This is a genomic window from Agromyces flavus (genome assembly GCF_900104685.1).
Taxonomy (GTDB): Bacteria; Actinomycetota; Actinomycetes; order Actinomycetales; family Microbacteriaceae; genus Agromyces; species Agromyces flavus.
Map to the genome: position 1 here is coordinate 1,928,605 of NZ_LT629755.1, position 19,328 is coordinate 1,947,932.

The window sequence follows — 19,328 nt, forward strand, 5'->3', positions numbered from 1 at the left end:
GGGGTGCTGCGCGGATGTCGGAACGGCCCGAGGGGGCCTGCTCACATGTTGACGCGCCTGCGCGGATGCGCGGGCAGGAATGCCGAACGGGGAGGTCGGCTGGTGCCGACCTCCCCGTCCATGCGGGTCGTCCTTAACCGGCGAGGTAGGACTTGACCTCGATGTCGCCGGCGATGATCGCATCCTTCAGCTCGTCGAGCTCGCCCTGGAGCGTGTCGGAGACCTTCGACTCGAAGTCGTGGAACGGCGCGAGGCCGACGCCCTCGTTCTCGAGCGTGCCGATGAACGGCGTCGCGTCGAACTCGCCCTGGCCGGCGGCGAGCACGGCCTCGTAGGTGCCGACGTCGATGCCCTTGAGGATCGAGGTCAGCACGAGGTCGGCGACGTCGGGGTCGGTCTCGGTGAAGTCCGCGTCCACGCCGATGAGGGCGATGTCACGGCCGGCCTCGCGGATCGCCGCCGCAGCCGACTGGTAGATCGGGCCGCCGACGGGCAGCAGCACGTCGACGTCCTGGTCGATCAGGCCCTGGGCGACCTGGCGAGCGGTGTCGTTCGCCTCGAATCCACCCGTGAAGAGGCCGTCGGTGCCGTCCCAGCCGAGGACCTGGACGCTCGTGCCCTTCTCCTGGTTGTAGTAGTCGGCGCCCTGCTTGAAGCCGTCCATGAAGATCGAGACGGTCGGGAAGTTCATGCCGCCGAACGTGCCGATCTTGTCGGTCTCGCTGAAGTCTGCCGCCGCGTACCCGGCCAGGAACGCCGCCTGGGCGGTGTCGAAGAGGATCGGCTTGATGTTCTCGGAGTCGACGGTGCCGTCGAAGTCGTTGTCGGCCGCGTCGTCGATGATGACGTACTCGATGTCGGGGTTGGCGAGCGCCGACTCGACGGTCGCCGCCGAGAGAGCGAAGCCGACGGTCACGATGAGGTCGCAGCCCTGGTCGACGAGGCTCGTCAGGTTCGGCGCGTAGTCGGTCTCGGACGCGGACTCGACGGTGATGGCCTCGACGCCGAGCTCGTCGGCCGCCTTGGTGATGCCCTCGAAGCCGAGCTGGTTGAACGACTTGTCGTCGAAGCCGCCGGCGTCGGAGACCATGCACGGCTGGAAGTCGATCGCCTCGCCCGAGGCGCCGCCGTCTTCGGCCTCTTCGGGGGCCGATGCGCAGCCCGCGAGCAGCGCGACCGCGCCGAGCGTCGCCAGGCCGCCGAACGCGGCCTTCTTGAACGTGAACGTCACAGTGTCCTCCAAAAGACTGCACCCCGATCAGGTCTCGGGGACCGTGAGGTCACGTTACCCAATGTTTCGGCGGGCGCCACGGGTCGTTCGGCCCGGTCGGGCAATGGTTATGAAGCCGCGACATTCTGCTCATATGAGCAGGGATGGCTCACCCCCGAGCGGGGGACGCACCATCCGGCTCAGGGCGTGGAGGGCGACTCGACGACGAGCTCACCCGAGATGATCCGCTGCCTGACGCCCTCGATCTCGCCCTGCAGCTCGGCGGGGACGAGCGATTCGAGGTCGTGGTACGGCGCGATCTCGACGCCGCCGTTCTCGAGCGTGCCGACGTAGGGCTCGTTCGTGAAGGAGTCCTCGACGACGTCGCCCACGATCTCGACCATCGCCTGCTGGGTGTTCTTCAGCACGCTCGTCAGCAGGACCGCGCGGTACTGCTCGGGAAGTGTGTCGTAGCCGTCGCTGTCGACCCAGATGATCGACGTGCCGCCGCGCTCGAGCGCGGCCGCGGCCGCCCCTTCGCCCACCTGGCCCGCGACGGGGAGGATCACGTCGGCCCCCTGGTCGATGAAGCCCTCGGTGAGCACCTTGCCCTTGTTGACGTCCTCGAAGTCGCCCGTGAACGCGCCGTCCTGCGTCTGCTTGTTCCAGCCGAGCGCGCGCACCTGGGTGCCGTGCACCTCGTTGTACATCGCGACGCCGTCGACGAAGCCGTCCATGAACAGGGTGACCGGTGGCTGGTTGCCACCGCCGAAGGTCGCCACGACGCCCGTCTTCGAGACGCCCGCGGCGAGGTAGCCGGCGAGGAAGGACGCCTGCGCGGTGTCGAAGACGACGGGCTTGACGTTCTCGGCCTCGACCACCTCGTCGACGATGGAGAAGGCGAGATCGGGGTTGGCCTCGGCCTGGTCGAGCGTGGCCTGCGCGAGCTCGTATCCCACGGTGACGATGAGCTCGCAGCCGGAGTCGACGGCCTGCTGCACGTTCGGCTCGAGGTCGGTCTCGCCGGTCGAGACGAGCGCCTCGGCCTCGATGCCGTACTCCTCCTCGGCCTGTTGCAGGCCCTCCCAGCTGGACTGGTTGAACGAACGGTCCTCGAGGCCGCCGGAGTTGGTGACCATGCGCGCGCACACCTCGGCCTGGGCGCCGTCGTCGCCGCCCTCGGGTGCCGGGCCGCACCCGGCGAGGGCGAGGGATGCCGCGACGAGCGCGGCTCCGAACGTGAGGACCCTGCGCACCGACATCCCGACCGCCTTCCCGTGCCTACAGCACGTCGCTGGATCCGCCGAGACGCAGGGCGTCGACGACGGCCTTCACGCGCTGCGCGTGCTCGCTCGTGGTGACGAGCAACGCGTCCGGCGTGTCCACGACGACGATATCGCGGACCCCGATGAGCGTGATGACGCGATCGGCACGGCTGACCACGATGCCGCTCGCGGCGTCGGCGAGGACGCGCGCATTCTCGCCGAGGATCGCCAGCTCGCCCGAACGGCCGGCCGTGTTCAGCTTCGCCAGCGATGCGAAGTCGCCCACGTCGTCCCACTGGAAGTGGCCGCGGATCACGGCGAGCCGGCCGCGCTCGGCGGCGGGCTCGGCGACCGAGTAGTCGATCGCGATCTTCTCGAGCCCCGGCCAGATGCGGTCGACCGCGGGCCCGCGGGTGGCCGGGTCGTCCCATTCCGCGGCGAGCTCGACGAGGCCGGCGTGGAGCTCGGGCTTGGTGCGCGCGAGCTCCTCGAGCAGGCGGTCGGCACGTGCGATGAACATGCCCGCGTTCCAGAGATGGCGGCCGCCCTCGAGGTAGGTGCGAGCCGTGTCGAGGTCGGGCTTCTCGACGAAGCTCGAGACCGCCGACGCATGCCTCGCCCCGGGGATCTCGAGCTCCTCGCCGCACTCGATGTAGCCGAAGCCCACCGCCGGCTCCGTCGGCGTGATGCCGATCGTCGCGATGTAGCCCGCGTCGGCCGCGGCGACCGCGGAGGTGACCGCCTCGCGGAACAGCGTGGTCCCGGAGATCACGTGGTCGGCCGCGAACGAGCCGATGATCACGCCCGGCTCGCGGCGCTCCAAGATCGCCGCCGCGAGGCCGATGGCCGCGGTCGAGTCGCGGGGCTCGCTCTCGAGGACGATGTTCTCGTCGGTCAGCTCGGGCAGCTGGGCCTCGACGGCGGCGCGGTGCGCGCGACCCGTGACGACCATGATGCGCTGCTCGCCCGACAGCGGCGCCAGGCGGTCCCACGTGTCCCGTAGCAGCGTCTGCCCCGAGCCGGTGAGGTCGTGCAGGAACTTGGGCGCGTCGGCGCGCGACAGCGGCCAGAGCCGGGAGCCGACGCCGCCGGCGGGGATCACGCTGTAGAAGCGTTCGAGGGGAGCCTGTCGCATCCGATCAGGATAGTGGCGGGGCCCTGCATGGACGCGGCGGCGAACGAAGCACGCTCGCGGCGGGGATAGACTCGGTGCCGGGCCATCGGTCCCGTCACGCCCACAGTCGGGCGACGCACACCGCCAGGAGGGTTGTCCATGTCCGCAACGACGACACGGACCCCGACCGCACCCCAACCGGCACAGCAGAAGCCGGGCGGCACGCTCTACCGCGGCCGCGAGGGCATGTGGTCGTGGGTGCTGCACCGGATCACCGGGGTCGCGATCTTCTTCTTCCTCCTCGTGCACATCCTCGACACCGCCCTCGTTCGCGTGAGCCCCGACGCCTACAACGCGGTCATCGGCACCTACCAGACGCCGATCATGGGCCTCGGCGAGGTGGCGCTCGTCGGCGCGATCGTCTTCCACGCGTTCAACGGACTGCGCATCATCCTCGTCGACTTCTGGTCGTGGGCCACCCGCAACCAGAAGGTCCTCTTCTACGTCGTCGTGGCGCTGTGGGTGCTCACCATGCTCGCGTTCACCCCGCGCCACCTGATCAACGTCTTCAGCCACTAGGAGCGCGAGATGACCGTCATCGAATCCCCGCGCACGCCGGCGCGGCGGGCGCCCCGCAGGGGCGTCAACCTCGAGAAGTGGGGCTGGATCTGGATGCGCGCCTCGGGCGTGCTCCTCGTCGTCCTCATCTTCGGCCACCTCTACGTGAACCTCGTCGACGGCGAGGGCGTGAAGGCCATCGACTTCGGCTTCGTCGCCGGCAAGTGGGCCAGCCCGTTCTGGCAGGTCTGGGACCTCCTCATCCTCTGGCTCGCGCTGATCCACGGCGCGAACGGCATGCGCACGATCATCAACGACTACACGAGCCCCGGCGCGGTGCAGAAGGTGCTGAAGGGCGCGCTCCTGCTCGCGACCGTCGTCCTGCTCGTGCTCGGCACGCTCGTGATCTTCACGTTCGACCCGTGCCCCGCCGGATCGCCGGCCGAGCTCCTCCCCTCGTTCTGCACCGCATAGGAGACACGTGACCACCGAGAACCACGTCGAGACGACGGTCGTCGACGGCGTCCACCTCCACCAGTACGACATCGTCATCGTCGGCGCCGGCGGTGCCGGCATGCGCGCGGCCATCGAGGCCGGGCCCGGCGCGAAGACGGCCGTCATCTCGAAGCTCTACCCGACCCGCTCCCACACGGGCGCGGCGCAGGGCGGCATGGCCGCAGCGCTCGCGAACGTCGAGGAGGACAGCTGGGAGTGGCACACGTTCGACACCGTCAAGGGTGGCGACTACCTCGTCGACCAGGACGCGGCCGAGATCCTGGCGAAGGAGGCCATCGACGCGGTCATCGACCTCGAGAACATGGGCCTGCCGTTCAACCGCACGCCCGAGGGCAAGATCGACCAGCGCCGCTTCGGCGGGCACACGCGCGACCACGGCAAGGCGCCCGTGCGTCGCGCATGCTACGCGGCCGACCGCACGGGTCACATGATCCTGCAGACCCTGTTCCAGAACTGCGTGAAGCTCGGCATCGAGTTCTACAACGAGTACTACGCGCTCGACCTGGTCATGACCGAGGTCGACGGCGTCCCCCAGCCGTCGGGCGTCGTGGCCTACGAGCTCGCGACGGGCGAGCTGCACGTCTTCCAGGCGAAGGCGATCATCTTCGCCACCGGCGGCTTCGGCAAGATCTACAAGACCACCTCGAACGCGCACACCCTCACGGGCGACGGCGTCGGCATCATCTGGCGCAAGGGCCTGCCGCTCGAGGACATGGAGTTCTTCCAGTTCCACCCGACCGGCCTCGCGGGCCTCGGCATCCTCCTCACCGAGGGTGCCCGCGGCGAGGGCGCGATCCTGCGGAACGCGTCGGGCGAGCGCTTCATGGAGCGCTACGCGCCCACCATCAAGGACCTCGCGCCCCGCGACATCGTCGCGCGCTGCATGGTGCAGGAGGTCGCCGAGGGCCGCGGTGCCGGGCCGCACAAGGACTACGTGCTGCTCGACTGCACGCACCTCGGCGCCGAGGTGCTCGAGACGAAGCTGCCCGACATCACCGAGTTCGCACGCACCTACCTCGGCGTCGACCCGGTGTACGAGCCCGTCCCCGTGATGCCCACCGCGCACTACGCGATGGGCGGCATCCCGACCAACGTGGCGGCCGAGGTGCTGCGCGACAACACGACGGTCGTGCCCGGCCTGTACGCGGCCGGCGAGTGCGCGTGCGTCTCGGTGCACGGCTCGAACCGCCTCGGGACCAACTCGCTGCTCGACATCAACGTCTTCGGCAAGCGCGCCGGTCGCAATGCCGTCGAGTACGTCAAGACGGTCGACTTCACGCCCCTCCCCGACGACCCGGCGGCCGGCGTGCGCACGCTCCTCGACGCGCTGCGCGACTCCGACGGCACCGAGCGCATCGCCGCGATCCGCAAGGAGCTGCAGGACGAGATGGACAAGGGCGCCCAGGTGTTCCGCACCAGCGAGTCGCTGGCCCACGTGGCATCCGTCATCTCGAACCTGCGCGAGCGCTACAAGCACGTCGCGGTCCAGGACAAGGGCAAGCGGTTCAACACCGACCTGCTCGAGGCGGTCGAGCTGGGCTTCCTGCTCGACCTGGCCGAGGTCGTGGTGACGTCCGCCGCGAACCGCGAGGAGAGCCGCGGCGGCCACATGCGCGACGACTTCCCGAACCGCGACGACGCGAAGTACATGCAGCACACGATGGCGTACCTCTCGGGCGACCCGCAGTCCTCGCACGCGGCCGACCACATCCGGCTCGACTGGAAGCCCGTGACGATCACCCGATACCAGCCGATGGAGAGGAAGTACTGACGTGACGACCGCCACGCTCGAGACCGCGTCGACCGGCGCCGCGGATGCCGCGACCCAGGCCTTCACCGTCACGTTCCTGATCCGCCGCTTCGACCCCGACGTCGACACCGAGCCGCGCTGGCAGGACTTCGACGTCGAGATGTACGCGACCGATCGCGTGCTCGACGCGCTGCACAAGATCAAGTGGGAACAGGACGGCTCGCTGACGTTCCGCCGCTCGTGCGCGCACGGCATCTGCGGGTCCGACGCCATGCGCATCAACGGCCGCAACCGACTGGCGTGCAAGACGCTCATCAAGGACCTCGACATCTCCAAGCCGATCTACGTCGAGGCGATCAAGGGCCTGCCGCTCGAGAAGGACCTCGTGGTCGACATGGAGCCGTTCTTCGCGAGCTACCGCGAGGTGCAGCCGTTCCTTCAGGCGAACACGACGCCCGAGCCCGGCAAGGAGCGCATCCAGGACGTCGCGTCGCGCGCCCGCTTCGACGACACCACCAAGTGCATCCTGTGCGCCGCGTGCACCTCGTCGTGCCCCGTGTTCTGGACCGACGGCCAGTACTTCGGCCCGGCCGCGATCGTGAACGCCCACCGGTTCATCTTCGACTCGCGCGACGACGAGGCGAAGGTGCGCCTCGACATCCTCAACGACAAGGAGGGCGTCTGGCGCTGCCGCACGACCTTCAACTGCACCGACGCGTGCCCGCGCGGCATCGAGGTCACCAAGGCCATCGCCGAGGTCAAGCAGGCCATCCTGCGCGGCTCCCCCTGAGCCCGGTCCACGCTCCCGCGGAGGGGTCGGCGCGTCGCGCCGGCCCCTCCGTCGTTCCCGGGGTGCCATGCGAGCGCCGGGCCCTTGGCCCCGCCGGTGCCGTGGCATCCGCTCGCTAGGGTGAGCGTGTGAGCGAACGCGATCGGGGGCGCGGGGACGGGACGCCCGACGATGCCTCGGGCGTGCCCGCCGACGGGGCCTCGCCCGCGACATCCGCTCCGGAATCGAACGGCCGTGCCCGGTCACCCGCCGCCGAGGTCGCCGAGAGCGTGCGCGAGCGTTTCGACGAGCCGATCGCGAAGGTGACCGAGCTCACCTACCGCACCATGGAGTTCTTCCCGATCCGCGTCTGGCGGCACTTCCTCTCGCGCAACGGCTTCCTCCTGACCGCGGGGATGAGCTACCAGTCGCTGTTCGCGGTCTTCGCCGCCGTGTACGTGGCCTTCGCGGTGGCAGGGATCTGGCTGACTTCCAACGAGGAGACGCTCAACGCGCTCATCTCGCTCATCAACACGTACGCACCCGGGCTCGTCGGGCCGCAGGGCATCATCTCCACCGAGGACCTCCAAGAGGTCGCGACGACGAGCACGAGCCTGTTCGGCCTGACGGGCGCAGTGGCCCTCGCGGGCCTGATCTGGACCGCGACCGACTGGATCACCTACACCCGCCTCGCGGTGCGGAGCACGTTCGGACTGCCGCGCGACGACCGCTCCTACGTGATGCTGAAGACGCGGGACTTCCTCGCCGCGCTGGCCTTCGGCATCACGCTGCTCGTCGCGGCGGTGCTCTCGATCGTGGCGACCACGCTGTTCGAGAGCCTGCTCAGGTGGTTCGGGGTCTCGGGCGACTCCGGGTCGGCGATCGCGTCCGACACGATCCGCGCCGGTTCGCTCGCCGTCGTCTTCGTCATCGACACGCTCGCGCTCGCGGTGCTCTTCCGGTTCCTCTCGGGCGCCGCCGTCCCGTGGCGCCGCATGTGGGTGGGGTCGCTGCTCGGCTCGGCTGCGCTCTCCGTTCTCCAGCTGCTCGGCGGCACGCTCGTCGGGCTCGCGACGCAGAACCCGCTGCTCGCGACGTTCACGGTGTTCATCGGCCTCCTGCTGTGGTTCCGGATCGCGAGCATCATCATCCTGGTCGCGGCGGCGTGGGTCGCGGTCGAGACGGCGGATGCCGCGGAGTCGCTGCAGCTCGTGACCGATGCCCAGCGCACGGCGCAGGCGTCGCTCGCGCGCCGCCGTGCCGACACGTCCGAGCGGCGCAGCGAGGTGCGCGCCGCGGCGGACGCCCTCGAGAGCAGTCCCTGGTACCAGCGCTACCAAGCCCAGCGGCGCGTCTCGCGCGCGAAGTCCGCCCTCGCGGACGCCGAGCTGGCCGAGGCCGACGCCGAGCGCGACCTCGAGCGCGCGAACGCCGCCGCCGGGCCGCGGGGGCCGCGTCCGACCGACCCGCGACGCGCGTCACGACGGAAGGACGGCGGCGATCCGGGCACGTGAGCGGGCGGCCGGCGGCGTCGGTGGCCTCGCCTAGGATCGAAGGCATGCCCTCCGCGTCCCCGCTCCGTATCGCCAGCGCCAACGTGAACGGGATCCGGGCGGCGTTCCGCCGCGGCATGGGCGAATGGCTCGCCGCGCGCGACATCGACATCCTCGCGATGCAAGAGGTCCGAGCGTCCACCGACGACGTCGCCGAGCTCCTCGGCGACGAGTGGAGCCTCGTGCACGACCCGGCGTCGGCGAAGGGCCGCGCGGGCGTGGCGATCGCGAGCCGTGCCGATGCGAGCATCCACCGCGTCGAGCTCGGCGTCGGCGACCACGACACCGCCGGGCGGTGGCTCGAGGCCGATTACGAGGTCGACGGCCGCATCGTCACCGTGGTGAGCTGCTACGTCCCATCCGGTGTCGCCGATTCGCCCAAGCAGGTCGAGAAGTACCGCTTCCTCGATGCGATGAGCGAGCGGATGGCGCAGCTCGCCGACCACGAGCTCGCCGTCGTCGTCGGCGACCTCAACGTGGGCCATCGCACGCTCGACATCAAGAACTGGAAGGGCAACCTCAAGCACGCCGGGTTCCTGCCCGAGGAGCGCGCCTACTTCGACCGCTTCCTGGGCGCCGAAGGCGACGACGGCTACAACGCCGGCGCCGGCTTCGGCTGGGTCGACGTCGGTCGACGCGTCGCCGGCGAGGTCCCCGGGCCGTACACCTGGTGGTCGTGGCGCGGCAAGGCGTTCGACAACGACAGCGGATGGCGCATCGACTACCAGCTCGCGACCCCGAAGCTGGCCGAGGCGGTGGCCGCGTACTCGGTCGACCGCGCCGACGCCTACGACGAGCGATGGTCCGACCACGCCCCCGTCGTCGTCGACTACGCCATCTGACCTCAAGGACCTGACACCGATATGAACACCGCACGCCCCGTCGTCTTCTCCGGCATGCAGCCGTCGGGCGACTCGCTCCACCTCGGCAACTACCTCGGCGCCCTCGTGAACTGGGTCGCCCTCCAGGACGACCACGATCCGATCTACTGCGTCGTCGACCTGCACGCCATCACCGTCCCGCAGGATCCGGCGGTGCTGCACGAGGCAACGCGCCGCACGGCCGCGCAGTACCTGGCCGCCGGCGTCGATCCCGAGCGAGCGACCCTGTTCGTGCAGTCGCACGTGCTCGCGCACACCGAACTCGCCTGGGTGCTCGGCACGTTGACCGGGTTCGGCGAGGCCAGCCGCATGACGCAGTTCAAGGACAAGTCGGCCCGGTACGGCGCCGAGGCGACCACGGTCGGCCTCTTCACCTACCCGGTGCTCATGGCCTCCGACATCCTGCTCTACGGCACGCAGCTCGTTCCCGTCGGCGACGACCAGCGGCAGCACCTCGAGCTGACGCGCGACCTCGCAGCGCGGTTCAACTCGCGCTTCGGCGAGACATTCGTCGTGCCCGAGGCGCTCATCCCGAAGGAGTCGGCCCGCATCTACGACCTCCAGGAGCCGAACACCAAGATGTCGAAGTCGGCATCGAGCCCGAACGGCCTCGTCAACCTGATGGACGACCCGAAGGTCATCGCAAAGAAGATCAAGAGCGCGGTCACCGACAACGAGCGCGAGGTCAGGTACGACCCGCAGGCGAAGCCGGGCATCGCCAACCTGCTCGACATCTACGCGACCGTCACGGGCCGCACCATCCCCGAACTCGAGGCCGAGTACGACGGCCGCGGCTACGGCGACCTGAAGAAGGACCTGGCCGAGGTCGTGGTCGATCGCGTCGCGCCGATCCGCGCGCGCACGCTCGAGCTCATGGAAGACCCGGCCGAGCTCGATCGGCTGCTCGCGATGGGCGCCGAGAAGGCCGCCGAGCGCGCCGATCGCACGCTCGCGACGGTCTACGAGCGCGTCGGGTTCCTCCGCCGACGGTGAACGCGAGCCCGACCCACAGTGCGGAGTCGCGTGAGCCGACGGCCCGCGGCGCCGTCGTCTTGTTCGACCTCGACGACACGCTCATGGCGCATCGCGAGGCGGTCGCCTCGGGCATCCTCGCGCACCTGCGTGAGCGAGGATACGAGGCCGAGGTCGCGGAGTCCCGCGCGCTCTGGCACGAGCTCGAGGAACGGCACTACCACGCGTACCTCGCCGGGGAGCTGACCTTCGAGCAGCAGCGGCGCGCCCGCGCGGCCGAGTTCGCCCGCGCGCACGGCGACGCCCTCGACGACGAGGCGGCGGGGGCGTGGTTCGCGCGATACTTCGAGCACTACCGCGCGTCGTGGGCGCTGCACGACGACGTCGAGCCGGCGTTCGACGCGCTCGAGCGGGCCCTTCCGGGAGTGCGATTCGGCATCATCACGAACGGCGAGGAGGCCTTCCAGCTCGCCAAGCTCGTGCGGCTCGGACTCGAGGTGGGGCATCCCGGTCGCATCGAGCACGTGGTCGCCTCGGGTTCCGAGGGCGTGACCAAGCCCGATGCGCGGATCTTCCGTGCGGCAGTCGCGCGATTCGCTGCATCCTCGCCGGTCGGAGCGGCCGCCTACGTGGGCGACCGACTGCGCACCGATGCGATCGGCGCCGCACGGGCGGGGCTCGTCGGCGTGTGGCTCAACCGGTCCGGCGAGCGACCCGACGAATCCGACGCGGCCGATGCCGCGGCCGCCGGCGTGCTCGAGATCCGCTCGCTCGCCGAGCTCCCGGCCCTGCTCCGCGACCGCCTGGTGGTCGGGTAGCGCCCGCCAGGGGCGTGCCACCCGACCACCGGAGGGACGACGGCGCTCGGATCAGCGCACGTCGTCGTCGACCCAGTCGAGGGTCTTCGTGACGGCCTTCCGCCAGTTGCGCAGCAGCCGGCCCTGCTCGGCCTCGTCCATCGAGGGCTCCCAACGACGATCCTCCTGCCAGTTCTTGGCAAGGTCGTCGAGGTCGGCCCAGAAGCCGACCGCGAGGCCGGCCGCGTAGGCGGCGCCCAGCGCGGTCGTCTCGGCGACGACCGGTCGCACGACCGGCACGCCGAGGATGTCGGCCTGGAACTGCAGCAGCGTGTCGTTGGACGTCGCCCCGCCGTCGACGCGAAGTTCCGTGAGGTCGATCCCCGCATCGGCGTTCACGGCGTCCACGACGTCGCGCGTCTGGAACGCGATCGCCTCGAGTGCCGCCCGCGCGATGTGCCCCTTCTGCACGTAGCGGGTCAGGCCCACGAGCGCGCCCCGCGCGTCCGGACGCCAGTACGGGGCGAAGAGCCCCGAGAAGGCCGGCACGAAGTACGCGCCGCCGTTGTCCTCCACCGACTTCGCGAGCTCCTCGACCTCGGCGGCCGACGAGATGAGCCCGAGGTTGTCGCGCAGCCACTGCACGAGCGAGCCCGTCACCGCGATCGATCCCTCGAGCGCGTAGTGCACGGGCTGGTCGCCGAGCTTGTAGCCCACCGTGGTGAGCAGCCCGTTCTTCGAGTGGACGATCTCCTCGCCCGTGTTGAAGATGAGGAAGTTGCCCGTGCCGTACGTGTTCTTCGCCTCGCCCACGTCGAACGCGGCCTGGCCGAAGGTCGCCGCCTGCTGGTCGCCGAGGATGCCGGCGATCGGCGTCTCGCGCAGCAGCGAGTGCTCGTTCGCGACGCCGTACACCTCCGACGACGACCTGATCTCCGGGAGCATCGAGCGCGGGACGCCGAACGCGGCGAGGATCTCGTCGTCCCACTGGAGGGTCTCGAGGTCCATGAACATCGTGCGGCTGGCGTTCGTGACATCCGTCGCGTGCACGCCGCCCTCGACGCCGCCCGTGAGGTTCCACAGCACCCAGGTGTCGGTCGTTCCGAAGAGCAGGTCGCCCGCCTCGGCCCTCTCGCGCGCCCCGGGCACGTTCTCGAGGATCCACACGATCTTGGTGCCCGAGAAGTAGGTGGCCAGCGGCAGGCCCACCGTGTCCTTGAACCGCTCGACGCCGCCGTCGGCGGCGAGGCGATCGACGATGGGCTGCGTGCGCGTGTCCTGCCAGACGATCGCGTTGTAGACGGGCTCGCCGGTCGTGCGATCCCAGACCACCGCCGTCTCGCGCTGGTTGGTGATGCCGACCGCGGCGATGTCGTGGCGGGTCAGATTCGCCTTGCCGAGGGCCTGGCCGATGACCTCGCCCGTGTTGCGCCAGATCTCGGCGGGGTCGTGCTCGACCCAACCGGCCTTCGGGAAGATCTGCTCGTGCTCGAGTTGCCCGGTCGAGACGATCGATCCGGCCCTGTCGAAGATGATCGCACGCGACGAGGTGGTGCCCTGGTCGATCGCGAGGACGTAGTCAGCCATCTGAGAACTCCGTTGCTGTCAGTGAATGGGTGATGCGGGTGGGTGGGGTGGGCGGATGCCGCGGCTCAGCCGAGGAGCGGCAGGAGCGGGATCGCGACCCAGCCGGCGAGCAGGCCGCCGACGATCGGGCCGACGACCGGAACCCAGGAGTAGGACCAGTCGCTGCCGCCCTTGCCGGCGATGGGGAGGATGGCGTGCGCGATGCGCGGGCCGAGGTCGCGGGCCGGATTGATCGCGTACCCGGTCGGACCGCCGAGTGAGGCGCCGATGCCGACCACGAGGAGTGCGACGGGCAGCGCGCCGAGCGCCGCCAGGCCCGAGGCGTCGCCCTGGCGGCCGAAGCCGATGACGACGAAGACGAGCACGAACGTGCCGATGATCTCGGTGACGAGGTTCCATCCGTACGAGCGGATGGCGGGGCCGGTCGAGAAGACGCCGAGCTTGTTCGCGGGCTCGGGCTCGGCGTCGAAGTGCTGCTTGTAGGCGAGCCAGGCCACGACGGCGCCGAGGAACGCACCGAGCAGCTGGGCGCCGATGTAGGTGAGCACCGAGAGCACGTCGACCGGCACGCCCGTTCCGAAGGCGGGGTTGCCGAACTCGGTCGCGCCGTTCGCGACGAGCCCGAGGGTCACGGCCGGGTTCAGGTGCGCGCCCGAGGCGTAGGCGACGATGACGCCGGCGAAGACGGCGAGGCCCCAGCCGAAGTTCACCATCAGGAACCCGCCGTTGAGTCCCTTGTTCTTGGCGAGCGCGACGTTGGCGACGACGCCGCAGCCGAGCAGCACGAGCATGGCCGTGCCGACGAGTTCCGACAGGAACACGACACCGAGAGTGTCCACGTTGACCTTCTTTCGTTGTGATCGGGATGCCGCATCCGCGCGGCCCCGATGAAACGTACCGGCGCGTTCCCCCCGGAAACCGGCGTCCCGGGTGCACGTCTGTGCAGATTCGCTCCCCGGCTACTCGATCAGCGACGCTGCCTCGAGCACGACGCCGTGGCGGTCGGCGAGCACGCGGAGCGTGGCCTCGACCTCGGCGCGTCGCTCGACGGCCTCCCACCCGAGCTCGTCGCCCGCGACCGCCGCGAGCTCGTCGAGCAACAGGGGCGTGAGTGCGCCCGTGAAGGCGAGGCTCGTGCGCCGGAGGACGAGGTCGGCGAGGTGCACGACGCGCTCGTTCCGCACCAGCCAGGCGACCTCTTCGCGGGTGTACCCGTCGTGCCCGGCGAGCGGTGTCTCGGGGCCGCCCTCGACCTCGCGGATCAGCGCCTCCGCGCGCGTGCCGTAGCGCTCGAGCAGCGCCTCGGCGCGCGCACGCCCGACCCCGTCGCCGTGTCCGGCCACCCACACGAGGCGGGCGTCGTCCGTCGTCGGATACCCCGCGCCGCCGCCGATCGGCAGGCCCTTCGTGGAGCGCACGCGTGCTCGGCCGAGCAGTCCGAGGACCTCGTCCGCGAGGTGCTCGGCGAGGGCCCGGAAGGTGGTCCACTTGCCTCCCACGAGGCTGAGCAGCGTGGTGCCCGGGCGTTCTGCGACATCCGCCCGCTCGATGCGGTAGTCGCGGCTCACGAAGCCGGGCTGGGTGTCGTCGTGGCGCGGCAGCGGCCGCACCCCCGAGAAGCGGTACACGATGTGCAAACGGTCGACGAGGATGCCTGGGAAAACGTGCGCGATGAGGTCGAAGAAGTAGTCGACCTCGGCTTCGGTGCACACCGCGGGCTCGCGCATGTCGTGCTCGAGGTCGGTGGTGCCGACCATGACCCGGCCCTTGAGCGGATAGATGAGCACGATGCGGCCGTCCTCGTGCTCGAAGAAGATCTCGCGGCCTCCGGTCGCCTCGAGCAGCTCCGGATGGTCGAGCACGATGTGGGAGCCCTTGGTGCCGCCCATGAAGCGACTCTCGCGCCCGAGCCGCGCGTTCGTCAGGTCGGTCCAGGGGCCGGACGCGTTGACGACGACGTCGGCGGCGAGGTCGAACTCCTCGCCCGTGATCGCGTCGCGCACGCGCACCCCATCGGCACCGAACCCGATCGCCTCGAGGTGGTTCGCCGCCCGGGCATGCGGGCCGGCCGCCAGGCCGTCGAACAGCACGTCGAGCGCGAGCCGCTCGGGGTCGTGCATGCTCGCGTCGAAGTAGGTCGCGGTGTACTTCAGGTGCGGGTTCAGCGCGGGCAGCTCGGCGAGCGACTTCTTCGCGCCGAGGAACCGGTGCCGCGGCACGCTGCCGCCGTCGCGGGAGAACGCGTCGTACATGGTGAGGCCCGCCTTGATGAGCGCCGCGCCGCGCTCGGTGGGCCGGCCCTGCTTGTGCGTGAGGAACCGCAACGGCGCGGAGAGGATGCCGGAGAACGTCGAGTGGATCGGCACGGTCGTGCGCAGCGGCTTGACGTAGTGGGGCGCGATCTTCAGCAGCCCGTTCCGCTCCTCGACCGATTCCTTGACGAGCCGGAACTCGCCGTTCTCGAGGTAGCGGATGCCGCCGTGGATCATGTGGCTCGAGGCCGACGAGGCGCCCGACACGAAGTCGTCACGCTCGACGAGCACGACGTCGACGCCCTGCAGGGCGAGGTCGCGGAACGTGGCGAGGCCGTTGATGCCCCCGCCGATGATCACGACCTCGGCGGTCGGTCGTGCGCGCAGCGCCGACACCTCGGCTCGGATGCGGGGCGCGTGCGGGCGGGTCGTCGTCGACGTGATGGGCGACATCGCTGTCCTTTCGAGCTGCGGTCACGCCGGCTTGCGGAGGCGGGCCGGCTGTGGATGAATACATCGTGAGCACATGCGCACATGCTTGCAAGCCGATTGAACATACGTGCAAGGGGCGAAGATGACGGTGACGGATGCCGCGGGGCCGGCGATCGACGGCGAACTGCCCACGGGCAAGACCCGCGACGCGCTGCGAGCGGCGCACCTCTACTACCTGCAGGACCTCACGATGGACGCCATCGCGAAGGAGCTGCACACCTCGAGATCGTCGGTCTCGCGCCTGTTGAGCCATGCACGCGCGACCGGCCTCGTCGAGATCTCGATCCACTCGCCGCTCGACCTGCCGAGCCGGCTCGAGCAGGAGATCCTCGAGCGCCACGAGGTCTCCGCGCACGTCGTGCCCGTGCCCGACCACGCGAGCGACGTCGACCGGCTCGAACGCGTCGCGCTCTCGGCTGCACGGATTCTCAGCCGCTTCATCGACTCCAACCAGACGATCGGCGTCGCGTGGGGTTCGACCATGAGCGCGATGAGCCGGCACCTCGCGCCCAAGGCGACGCACAACTCCGAGGTCGTGCAGCTCAACGGCGCCGGCAACCTCCGCACGACCGGCATCCTGTACGCCTCGGAACTGCTGCGCCGGTTCGGCGACGCGTTCGGCGCACGCGTGCAGCAGTTCCCCGTCCCCGCGTTCTTCGACGATCCCGCCACGAAGCAGGCCTTCTGGCGTGAGCGCAGCACGCGGCGCATGCTCGACCTCCAGGCCGCGATGGATGTCGCGATCTTCGGCATCGGCTCGCCCTTCGCCGAGGTTCCGAGCCACGTGTACCAGGGCGGGTACCTCGAGCGCGCCGACTACCAGTCGCTCTCTCGCGACGGGGTCGTCGGCGACGTCGCGACGGTCTTCTACCGTGCGGACGGCTCGACCGACGGCATCGAGATGAACGCACGAGGCACCGGGCCCGACTTCGGCACCCTTCGACGCGCACCCCGCCGCATCTGCGTCGTCTCGGGGCGGGCCAAGCTGCCGAGCCTGACCGGCGCCCTCGCGGCCGGACTGGTCACCGACCTCATCATCGACGAGGGTACGGCGCGAGGTCTCGTCGGCGAGGCGTGACAGATTCGTGATCGCGCGGAGCAGGCCCGACGGGTAGCGTGACCGTCGGATGACCGACCCACCCCGCCCGCCCGAACGACGCAGCCCGGCCGCGACCGCCGTGGTCGCGGTCGTCGTCGGCGTCCTCATCGCCGCGGTCGGCCACCAGCTCGTCGCCACCGAGCTGCACCGGCAGCTCTGGCCGTCATGGGTCGCGGCCGACGCACGCCACGACGAGGCCGACGCGGCCTACGACCAGGCCGCGGCGCGCGCCGAGTCGGCCGCGAGCCGCACCGAGTCGCTCGAGGCCGTCCTCACGCCCGACCTCGTGGGCGAGGATGACCGCACGGCCTTGGCCGATGCGCTGGTCGGGCTGCGGTCGGTGCTCGACGCCGACGCGGGCGCGTCACGGCTCGGCATCGTCGACCTGGTCGACCCCGACGCGTTCGCCCCCGCCTGGGAGCTCTACGCCGACCTGTGGGAGATCTCGGAGCTCGTCCCCGAGCGTGCGGCCGCCGCCGCGTCGAGCGAGGCCGCGGCCGAGGCCGTGCTGGCGGCCGCCGACGAGGTCGACGCGGCCACCGAGACGCTCATCACGGGCGCGCAGGAGGTCGCGCGAGCGGAACTCGCGGCGAACCCCTCGGCGACCACCGAGACGCGCCGAGTGCTCGAGCAGCTCGTCGACGGCGGTGGGTCCGGCACCGATGCCGCCGCCTTCACCGCACTCGCCACGGCGGTCGCCGACGTGCGCGCATCGCACGCGGCCGAGGTCGCGCGTGCCGAGGCCTATCCGGTGCGCGCCGAGATCGAGGCGTTCGCACGCTCCATCGCCAACGGCGTCGCGCTCGACTTCGCCTGGGCCTATGAGGTCGCCGGGCTCGAGAGCGACACGTGGTACTCCGGCACCGCCGAGTTCGGAGTCGACGGCGGCGAGTGGGGCTTGATCACCCTGAGCGAGAGCATCGAGTGGGCGTGGGGCGACGACCCGAACGCCGAGGCGGTCGTCGTCCATGAGGTGGGCCACACGCAGGTGATCCGCGAGGCGTGTCGGGCGCTGTTCGAGCAAGCCGGCAGCGACCACGAGTCGTGGGCGACGGCGTGGGCCATCGGGATGGGCTACGACCTGCCCGGCTCCGGCATCGAGGCGTACGGGCGGCCGACCGATGCGCAGGTGGCCGCGGCCGCGCAGTGCCGCTGAGGGCTCGGCTCCGCTGGCACCGGGAGCCGGGAATACGATCCGCTCCCCCGCGTTGACCTAGAATCGAACACGAAACGTGCTCCGGGGTCGGTGCAAGTCCGAACCGGCGGTGAAAGTCCGCGAGCCGGGAGCGCGTGGCCGTCCGGCCATGCGCGAGCGGTTGAACCGGTGGAACTCCGGTACCGACGGTGAAAGTCCGGATGGGAGGCGGCACGTGTCGGCGATGCTCACGAGCGCCGTCGACGTTTCCGGCGCCGCCGGGAATCCCGGAGCCTGGAAGGCAGGCGACCGATGTCCACGGCGACGCGCGCGGCGACGGATGTCGCGGCCATGCGCCGGGCGCTCGAGCTGGCCGAGCGCGGCCCGGCCCGCGGGGTGAATCCCCGTGTCGGATGCGTCATCCTCTCGCCCGACGGCGACGTGCTCGCCGAGGGATGGCATCGCGGTGCCGGAACCCCGCACGCCGAGGTCGACGCACTGTCGACCCTGCCGCCCGGCGCGGCTCGCGGCGCGACCGCCATCGTCACGCTCGAGCCGTGCAACCACACGGGACGCACCGGCCCCTGTGCGCACGCCCTCGTCGATGCCGGCATCGCGCGCGTCGTGTACGCGGTCGACGACCCCGGTGATCACTCCGCGGGCGGGGCGCGCACCCTGCGGCGCGCCGGCGTCGAGGTGGTGGCCGGCGTGCTCGCCGACGAGGTGGGGGCGTTCCTCGAGGACTGGCTGTTCGCCGCCCGGCACCGCCGTCCGCGGGTCACCGTGAAGTGGGCGTCGAGCCTCGACGGGCGGGCGGCCGCCGCGGACGGCACGAGCCGGTGGATCACCGGACCCGAGGCACGCGCCGACGTGCACCTCCGCCGCGCGGCATCCGATGCCATCGCGGTGGGCACGGGCACCGTGCTCACCGACGACCCGGCGCTCACCGCGCGCGACGCCGACGGCGAGCTGTTCGAGAACCAGCCCGTGCCCGTCGTGTTCGGCCGTCGCGAGGTGCCATCCGGGGCCGCGCTCGAGCGCCACCCGCACGAGGCGATCCGGATGGCGGGGACCGACCTCGCCGCCGACCTCGCCGAACTGCAGCGCCGAGGCATCCGCTCGCTCTTCATCGAGGGCGGCCCGAAGCTCGCGAGCTCGTTCCTCGCGGCCGGACTGGCCGACGAGGTCCTCGTGTACCTCGCCCCCGCCCTCATCGGCGGCCCGCGGACCGCCGTCGACGACCTGGGCGTCGCGACCATCGCCGACGCCCTCCGCTACGACTTCACCGACCTGGTGCGACTCGGCGACGACCTGCTCGTCGTCGCGCGGCCGCGAGCCGCCGCGCACCACGACATCCCCACCCATGGAAGGGCCTGAC

Annotated in this window: 17 protein-coding genes and 1 riboswitch; of the genes, 11 read left to right on the top strand and 6 right to left on the bottom strand. The window is 70.7% G+C overall.

Annotation, left to right across the window (positions count from 1 at the left end):
• Positions 1-133: 133 nt before the first annotated feature.
• The 3 genes from BLT99_RS09075 to BLT99_RS09085 all read right to left on the bottom strand — a co-directional run bounded on the left by BLT99_RS09075 (position 134) and on the right by BLT99_RS09085 (position 3,610).
• Positions 134-1,231, bottom strand: a complete 1,098-nt coding sequence (locus tag BLT99_RS09075) for a BMP family lipoprotein (RefSeq protein WP_197675481.1) — start codon at positions 1,229-1,231, stop codon at positions 134-136.
• Positions 1,232-1,410: 179 nt separating this feature from the next.
• Positions 1,411-2,472 (bottom strand): BMP family lipoprotein, encoded by a 1,062-nt coding sequence (locus BLT99_RS09080; RefSeq protein ID WP_092671287.1) that lies wholly within the window; start codon positions 2,470-2,472, stop codon positions 1,411-1,413.
• Positions 2,473-2,491: 19 nt separating this feature from the next.
• Positions 2,492-3,610 (bottom strand): mannose-1-phosphate guanylyltransferase, encoded by a 1,119-nt coding sequence (locus tag BLT99_RS09085; protein ID WP_092671288.1) that lies wholly within the window; start codon positions 3,608-3,610, stop codon positions 2,492-2,494.
• A gap of 138 nt (positions 3,611-3,748) precedes the next feature.
• Here BLT99_RS09085 and sdhC point away from each other — a divergent pair, with 138 nt between their 5' ends.
• From sdhC to BLT99_RS09125, 8 genes are all read left to right on the top strand, one after another.
• Positions 3,749-4,168 (top strand): succinate dehydrogenase, cytochrome b556 subunit, encoded by a 420-nt coding sequence (gene sdhC, locus BLT99_RS09090; protein ID WP_092671291.1) that lies wholly within the window; start codon positions 3,749-3,751, stop codon positions 4,166-4,168.
• 9 nt (positions 4,169-4,177) lie between these two features.
• Positions 4,178-4,621 carry a succinate dehydrogenase hydrophobic membrane anchor subunit gene (locus BLT99_RS09095; protein ID WP_092671294.1) on the top strand — a complete coding sequence of 148 codons (444 nt, stop codon included), beginning with the start codon at positions 4,178-4,180 and terminating at the stop codon, positions 4,619-4,621.
• A gap of 7 nt (positions 4,622-4,628) precedes the next feature.
• Positions 4,629-6,434: a succinate dehydrogenase flavoprotein subunit gene (gene sdhA, locus BLT99_RS09100; RefSeq protein ID WP_092671297.1), complete on the top strand. Its 1,806-nt coding sequence runs from the start codon at positions 4,629-4,631 to the stop codon at positions 6,432-6,434.
• 1 nt (position 6,435) lies between these two features.
• Entirely contained in the window at positions 6,436-7,203 is a 768-nt protein-coding gene (locus tag BLT99_RS09105) for a succinate dehydrogenase iron-sulfur subunit (protein WP_092671300.1), read from the top strand.
• Between the two features lie 128 nt (positions 7,204-7,331).
• Positions 7,332-8,696 (top strand): YihY/virulence factor BrkB family protein, encoded by a 1,365-nt coding sequence (locus tag BLT99_RS09110; protein ID WP_229724738.1) that lies wholly within the window; start codon positions 7,332-7,334, stop codon positions 8,694-8,696.
• 44 nt (positions 8,697-8,740) lie between these two features.
• Complete coding sequence (locus BLT99_RS09115; RefSeq protein WP_092671303.1) at positions 8,741-9,577, top strand: exodeoxyribonuclease III; 837 nt, start codon at positions 8,741-8,743, stop codon at positions 9,575-9,577.
• Between the two features lie 21 nt (positions 9,578-9,598).
• Positions 9,599-10,609 carry a tryptophan--tRNA ligase gene (trpS, locus tag BLT99_RS09120; RefSeq protein ID WP_092671306.1) on the top strand — a complete coding sequence of 337 codons (1,011 nt, stop codon included), beginning with the start codon at positions 9,599-9,601 and terminating at the stop codon, positions 10,607-10,609.
• A gap of 59 nt (positions 10,610-10,668) precedes the next feature.
• Positions 10,669-11,406 carry an HAD family hydrolase gene (locus BLT99_RS09125; protein ID WP_229724737.1) on the top strand — a complete coding sequence of 246 codons (738 nt, stop codon included), beginning with the start codon at positions 10,669-10,671 and terminating at the stop codon, positions 11,404-11,406.
• A gap of 51 nt (positions 11,407-11,457) precedes the next feature.
• Here the strand turns inward: BLT99_RS09125 and glpK are convergent, their stop codons facing one another.
• The 3 genes from glpK to BLT99_RS09140 form a co-directional block, all read right to left on the bottom strand.
• Complete coding sequence (gene glpK, locus BLT99_RS09130) at positions 11,458-12,972, bottom strand: glycerol kinase GlpK (RefSeq protein WP_092671309.1); 1,515 nt, start codon at positions 12,970-12,972, stop codon at positions 11,458-11,460.
• Positions 12,973-13,037: 65 nt separating this feature from the next.
• Positions 13,038-13,811: an MIP/aquaporin family protein gene (locus BLT99_RS09135; RefSeq protein ID WP_092671312.1), complete on the bottom strand. Its 774-nt coding sequence runs from the start codon at positions 13,809-13,811 to the stop codon at positions 13,038-13,040.
• A 120-nt stretch (positions 13,812-13,931) separates the two neighbouring features.
• The gene (locus tag BLT99_RS09140; protein ID WP_092671315.1) at positions 13,932-15,677 is read right to left on the bottom strand and encodes a glycerol-3-phosphate dehydrogenase/oxidase; all 1,746 of its coding nucleotides are present in this window, start codon (positions 15,675-15,677) and stop codon (positions 13,932-13,934) included.
• A gap of 121 nt (positions 15,678-15,798) precedes the next feature.
• On the opposite strand from BLT99_RS09140, the gene BLT99_RS09145 reads away from it, so the two are divergent.
• From BLT99_RS09145 to ribD, 3 genes are all read left to right on the top strand, one after another.
• Complete coding sequence (locus BLT99_RS09145) at positions 15,799-16,794, top strand: sugar-binding transcriptional regulator (RefSeq protein ID WP_092671318.1); 996 nt, start codon at positions 15,799-15,801, stop codon at positions 16,792-16,794.
• Between the two features lie 49 nt (positions 16,795-16,843).
• Positions 16,844-17,971, top strand: coding sequence for a hypothetical protein (locus BLT99_RS09150; protein ID WP_092671321.1), 1,128 nt, complete (start codon positions 16,844-16,846; stop codon positions 17,969-17,971).
• A gap of 72 nt (positions 17,972-18,043) precedes the next feature.
• Positions 18,044-18,189, top strand: a riboswitch (FMN riboswitch).
• Between the two features lie 73 nt (positions 18,190-18,262).
• On the top strand, positions 18,263-19,327 hold the full coding sequence (gene ribD / locus BLT99_RS09155; protein WP_229724736.1) for a bifunctional diaminohydroxyphosphoribosylaminopyrimidine deaminase/5-amino-6-(5-phosphoribosylamino)uracil reductase RibD: 1,065 nt from the start codon (positions 18,263-18,265) through the stop codon (positions 19,325-19,327).
• Position 19,328 lies beyond the last annotated feature (1 nt).

Bases quoted from the DNA above. Each gene is read 5' to 3' on its own strand.
- sdhC (WP_092671291.1), top strand. From the start codon at position 3,749: ATGTCCGCAACGACGACACGGACCCCGACCGCACCCCAACCGGCACAG.
- BLT99_RS09085 (WP_092671288.1), bottom strand. From the start codon at position 3,610: ATGCGACAGGCTCCCCTCGAACGCTTCTACAGCGTGATCCCCGCCGGC.
- BLT99_RS09080 (WP_092671287.1), bottom strand. From the start codon at position 2,472: ATGTCGGTGCGCAGGGTCCTCACGTTCGGAGCCGCGCTCGTCGCGGCA.
- BLT99_RS09145 (WP_092671318.1), top strand. From the start codon at position 15,799: ATGACGGTGACGGATGCCGCGGGGCCGGCGATCGACGGCGAACTGCCC.
- BLT99_RS09150 (WP_092671321.1), top strand. From the start codon at position 16,844: ATGACCGACCCACCCCGCCCGCCCGAACGACGCAGCCCGGCCGCGACC.
- ribD (WP_229724736.1), top strand. From the start codon at position 18,263: ATGTCCACGGCGACGCGCGCGGCGACGGATGTCGCGGCCATGCGCCGG.
- BLT99_RS09115 (WP_092671303.1), top strand. From the start codon at position 8,741: ATGCCCTCCGCGTCCCCGCTCCGTATCGCCAGCGCCAACGTGAACGGG.
- BLT99_RS09095 (WP_092671294.1), top strand. From the start codon at position 4,178: ATGACCGTCATCGAATCCCCGCGCACGCCGGCGCGGCGGGCGCCCCGC.
- glpK (WP_092671309.1), bottom strand. From the start codon at position 12,972: ATGGCTGACTACGTCCTCGCGATCGACCAGGGCACCACCTCGTCGCGT.
- trpS (WP_092671306.1), top strand. From the start codon at position 9,599: ATGAACACCGCACGCCCCGTCGTCTTCTCCGGCATGCAGCCGTCGGGC.
- BLT99_RS09140 (WP_092671315.1), bottom strand. From the start codon at position 15,677: ATGTCGCCCATCACGTCGACGACGACCCGCCCGCACGCGCCCCGCATC.